Annotated in this window: 5 protein-coding genes and 1 pseudogene; all 6 read left to right on the forward strand. The window is 72.1% G+C overall.

Going from position 1 to position 5,161, the window contains the following annotated elements; translation table 11 throughout:
* A pseudogene (locus JWR81_RS28360) lies at nucleotides 1-206 on the forward strand (hypothetical protein); the annotation flags it as partial.
* Between the two features lie 345 nt (nucleotides 207-551).
* A complete protein-coding gene (locus JWR81_RS28365; protein ID WP_297659532.1) occupies nucleotides 552-1,490 on the forward strand; it encodes a VOC family protein in 939 nt (312 codons plus the stop codon).
* Between the two features lie 37 nt (nucleotides 1,491-1,527).
* Entirely contained in the window at nucleotides 1,528-1,968 is a 441-nt protein-coding gene (locus JWR81_RS28370; protein WP_297659534.1) for an OB-fold domain-containing protein, read from the forward strand.
* The gene (locus tag JWR81_RS28375; RefSeq protein ID WP_297659537.1) at nucleotides 1,965-3,113 is read left to right on the forward strand and encodes a thiolase family protein; all 1,149 of its coding nucleotides are present in this window, start codon (nucleotides 1,965-1,967) and stop codon (nucleotides 3,111-3,113) included. The genes JWR81_RS28370 and JWR81_RS28375 overlap by 4 nt, the downstream gene beginning before the upstream one ends.
* A gap of 106 nt (nucleotides 3,114-3,219) precedes the next feature.
* Nucleotides 3,220-4,329, forward strand: coding sequence for an acyl-CoA dehydrogenase family protein (locus JWR81_RS28380; protein WP_297659540.1), 1,110 nt, complete (start codon nucleotides 3,220-3,222; stop codon nucleotides 4,327-4,329).
* The coding region (locus JWR81_RS28385; RefSeq protein WP_297659545.1) for an acyl-CoA dehydrogenase family protein at nucleotides 4,329-5,161 on the forward strand (833 nt) is incomplete at its 3' end. The genes JWR81_RS28380 and JWR81_RS28385, both read left to right, overlap by 1 nt.

Here is a 5,161-nt window from a genome sequence, read left to right on the forward strand (position 1 = left end):
GCGCGCAGGGCGGAGGCGGCTCGCCCGTCGACTGCAGCTCCGACGAGACCCTCCACGCCGCGGAGGCCCCGTTCTTCTCTCCCGCGGCCCGGCTCCGGACGGTCGTCATCCCTGACGCCGGACACGATCTGAACCTCCAGCTCAACGCCGATGAGACGTTCGACGCGGCGATCCGCTGGTTCAAGGAGCTCTTCCCGCTCACCTAGACGCGGACATCAGCGTCGCCGATCCAGGACGGCATCCGCGCCGCCCTGGTGTCCGCTCCGGATCGACCAGAACGACCCAGTCGCCGCCGGACCACACGCCCTTCTGACGAACATGTCGGAGTCCTGGGCGGAAGTCGTTCGCCAGTGCGTCGAATGCGGCGGTTGACGATATCGTCAAGTCGAGCTACGGTCGTCGCGTCTGATGACGCCAACGCTGCCGGAGCAGGGCAGCACCTGCAGGAACGGGGCGACCTGGGTGAGTGGGCACAACGCGCTGGGCGGCGGCACCGAGCCGATCACGAGGAGGGCCACGGACCCCGGCCACGTCATCACCGGGGTGACCAGGTGACCGCGCACGGCGGCTCGTTCGACAGCCCCGCGATGGCAACCGCCCGCCCCGACCACCACGCCCACGCGGTACTGCACTGCAACGCCAACACGGTCTCGGTGCCCCACGCCGCGACCTTCTTCATGGCCCTGCTCGGACTGGAACCGCGGATGCACTCGGTCAGCACCGATTCGGATGCGACCGCGATGGGTCTGGGGCCGAGCACCGCGAGCACCACGTCGTTCCTCTACGACGGCCGCGGCCCGCGGGCGGCCCCCGCCCTCGAGCTCGTGGAGTGGGTCGCTCCACAGACCGAACCCGCTGCGCCGGACCACCTGCCCGCGGGCTTCACCGCGATCGGGCTCCGGGTGGCGTCGCTGCGGACCGTGCGCCGGCGGTGCCGCGCCGCGGGACAGGCCGTCGAGGAGTGCCTGGACGGCCTGCGCGTGCGTGGGGCCGTGCGGCCGGCGTTCGTGTTCACCGGGCCGGACGGCATCGTTGTCGAGGTCGTCGAGGTGCCGACCTCGGAGGCGGGTGTCGCCCTGTCGCACGAGCGGATGCGCAGCACCGACCTGGACCGCACCGCCGCCTGGTACTGCGGCATCGGCTGGGAGGTTGTGGCTCGCGACGCGGGAGGCATGTCGCTCGCCCTGCCCGAGGATCCGACGTTCTCACTCGAGTTCGTCCTGGCCCCGGCCGCGCCGGGCAGGCCGAGGGCGGCGAACGTCCAGGGCCTCTACCGGGTTGCCCTCGCCGTGGACGACGTCGTCGCGGCACGTAGGTCGCTCGCCGCCTCGGGCGCGCACCCCCACGTGCCGGAACCGGTCGTGATCCCCATGCCCGACGTGCCGACCGGTGGCTTCACCGTCCTGTTCCTCGCCGACCCCGACGGCTCGGTCGTCGAGCTCGTCGAGCGGCCGCGCGACCAGGTGCGCCGCCCCGCCGAACCCCGATGACCGTCGACACCCGTACGACCCACGTCAAGGAGGCCCCATGAGTGCGCAGGTACCCATCGCCCCGGATCTGTTCACCTGGCCTGCCGAGGAACCGGCGCTGGTCGCCGGTCGCGGATCCGACGGCGTGCTGGTGTTCCCGTACCGCAAGCACAAGATCGTCGGCAGTGCCCGCGAGGAACTCGAGCGCGTGGAGCTGCCGCGGAGGGGCACGCTGTGGACTTTCACCACCCAGCGGTTCCGGCCGCCCTCGCCGCCGTACGCCGGTGACGACACGGTGGAGACGTTCGCGCCGTTCGCCGTCGGGTACGTCGAGCTGCCCGGTGCGCTCCGGGTGGAGGCGCGGCTGACCGAGGCCGATCCGGCCAAGCTGCGGATCGGCCAGGAGATGGAGCTGCGGATCGTCCCGTTCAGGAAGGACGCCGACGGCAACGAGGTCATGGTCCACGCGTTCGCCCCGGTCGAGGAGTGTGCCCGATGAGCAGTGCCGATGTCGCCATCGTGGGTGTGGGCCTGCACCCGTTCGGTCGTTACCCCGGCAAGTCGGCACTCGAGATGGGCGAGGAGGCCGTCTACGAGGCCCTGACCGACGCCGGTCTCGCGTGGACAGACGTCCAGGCGCTGTACGCGGGCAGCATGGAGGTCACGAACCCGGAGGCCATCGTCGGTCTGCTCGGCCTGACCGGGATCCCCGGCAGGTCCGTGTTCACCGGCTGCGCCACCGGCGGCACGTCGCTGGCCATGGCGGCCGAGGACATCGCCCTGGGCCGCCACGAGATCACCATCGCGATCGGGCTCGACAAGCACCCGCGCGGCGCCTTCTCCGACCACCCCTCGGTCTCGGGGCTGCCGGGCTGGTACGGCGAGGAGGGCCTGTTCCTCACGACGCACTTCTTCGGGATGAAGATCCAGCGCTACATGCACGACCACGGGATCAGCTCGCGGACCCTCGCCAGGGTGGCGGCGCGAGCCTTCCGCAACGGCCAGGCCAACCCGAAGGCGTGGCGACGCAAGCCGGTGGCCGAGGACGAGATCCTCTCCTCGCCGATGTTGAACCACCCGCTGACCCAGTTCATGTACTGCGGCCCCAACGAGGGTGCCGCCGCGGCGATCCTGGTGCCGGCTGCGAAGGCCCACCTGTACACCGACACGCCGGTCTATCTGCGGGCGAGCGCATTGCGGTCACGACGGGAAGGGGCGTTCGAGCTGCTGTCGCCCTCCTTCACCCTGGATCCGGCACCGTCCCCCACCGTGGACGCATCGAAGGAGGCGTACGAGAAGGCCGGGATCGGGCCGGAGGACGTCGACGTGTTGCAGCTACAGGACACCGACGCAGGCTCCGAGGTCATCCATCTCGCCGAGAACGGTTTCTGCGAGCACGGCGAGCAGGAGCAGCTCGTCGCGGCGGGGGAGACCGAGATCAAGGGCAGACTTCCGGTGAACACCGACGGTGGGCTGATCGCCAACGGCGAGCCGGTCGGCGCCTCGGGCCTACGCCAGGTGTACGAGCTGGTCACGCAACTGCGCGGCCGTGCGGGCGATCGCCAGGTCGAGAACGCCCGGGTCGGCTACGCCCACCTCTACGGCGCGCCCGGTCAGTCCTGCGTGACGATCCTGTCCACATGAGCGCGGGCCGTCCGCGATCGCGTACGTCGTGGACGGCACACGTGTCGGCCGGCCGCAGCGCCGGGCACGGATCGGATCGGATCGGAGGACGATGAGCATCGAGACGGTGTCCACGGCGACAGACGCCGACCACCTGTCGGATCTGCGACGGCAGGTACGGGAGGTGGTCGCGGCCGCCGGGATCGCTCCCCGCACCGACAGCTGGATGCGCGGGTTCGACGCGAGTTTCACCGAGCGGGTAGCCGAGCGTGGCTGGATCGGGATGAGCTGGCCGGCCGAGTACGGCGGTGGGGGCCGCTCGAACCTCGAGCGGATGGTCGTCACCGAGGAGCTGCTGCGGGCGGGCGCGCCAGTCACCGCCCACTGGACCGCGGACCGGCAGATCGGCCCGGCGATCCTGCGCGTGGGCTCCGACGAGCTGAAGGCCGAGTTCCTGCCGGGTATCCGGCGGGGTGAGATCGTCGTCGGGCTGGGAATGAGCGAGACCGAGGCGGGGTCGGACCTCGCCGCCGTCCGGACCCGCGCCGTGCCCGACGGCGACGGGTGGAGGGTCACCGGCGCCAAGGTGTGGACCACGTCCGCCCATCACGCGACGCACATCTACGTGCTGGCCCGCACCAGCGACGAGGACGCCCGCCACGAGGGACTCACCGAGTTCCTCGTCGACTCCGATGCCCCGGGCATCGAGATCCGCCCGATCCTCGACATGGTCGGCGAGCACCACTTCAACGAGGTGGTGTTCGCCGACGTGCCGGTGCCCGCTGGGCGCGCGCTCGGCACCGTCGGACAAGGGTGGAAGCAGGTCACCGAGCAGTTGGCGTTCGAGCGGGGTGGCGCGGAACGCTACCTGAGTACCTACCCGCTTCTCGCGGCGATGGTGCGGAGCGCGGCGCGCGTGCGGGACCGGGCGGTCACGGAGCGCGTCGGGTCACTGGCCGCCCAGCTCGTCGGGCTCCGGCAGCTGTCGGTCCAAGTCGCGACCGCACTCGACGCCGGCGAGGTGCCCGGACGGCTCGCGTCGGCACTCAAGCTGCGCGGCACCACCTTCGAGAAGGAGGTCGTCGAAACGGCCCGCTACGTCCTCGACGTCTGCGGGGCGGACGCAGAGGCCTCCCGCCTGCTCGTCGACGGGCTCGCCGCCGTCCCGGGTGCCTCCATCCGCGGCGGCGCGTCTGAAGTCATGCGTACCGTGATCGGTCGCTCGGAGGTGTGTTGATGTCCGTGCCCGGCTGTGTGTTCAGTTCGGATCTGCGCGCGGTGGTCGACGATGTCCTCGGTGGGCGTGCCGCGGACGATTCGGACGAGCTGTGGTCGCTGGTCCACGAGCTGGGCTGGCCCGGCGTCGGGACTCCTGAGGATCAGGGCGGCGCCGGTGGGGACCTCGCCGACGCCGCGGAACTCGCCGCCGGGATCGGCCGGCACGCCGCACCGATCCCTCTGATGGAGACGGCGCTCGCGGGCTGGGCGCTGGCCGGGGCCGGGGCGGGGGCGTGGACGGAGATCGGAGACGCGCGGGCGGCGGTCGTGCGCGCGGAGGCGGTGTCCGCCGAGGCGGACGGGGCCGGAGTGCGGTTGTGCGGTGCCGCCCCCCGGGTCCGGTGGCCCGAGGGCCTGGAGAGAGCGGTCCTGGTCCTGCGCGACGACACGTTCACGCGGCTCGCGGTGGCGGACGCCGCCGCCCTGCTGGCCGAGCCGTTGCCGTCGCTGGCGGACGACCCCGTGGTGACCCTGCGACTCGACGGTGTCCGGCTGCCAGCCGGGTCGGTGGTGACGGCGCCCGCGGGCCTGGCGGAGCAGGTCCGCGTGCGCGGCGACGTCCTCGCCGCGGCCGCCCTGGTGGGGGCGATGGAGCGGGCGTGCGCGCTCGCCGGCGAGCATGTGATGTCCCGGCACCAGTTCGGGCAGCCGCTGGCGAAGCTCCAGGCCGTGCGGCACCTGATTGCCGACGCTGCCGTGGAACGCGACATCGCCGCGGCCGCCGTGGCCGTCGCGATCGAGCGGCCGGGTGCGGCGACGGCGCACGCCGCGCGGGCGACTGCAGGTCGTGC

Origin of the sequence: Pseudonocardia sp. (assembly GCF_025965585.1) — a bacterium.
Taxonomy (GTDB): Bacteria; Actinomycetota; Actinomycetes; order Mycobacteriales; family Pseudonocardiaceae; genus Pseudonocardia.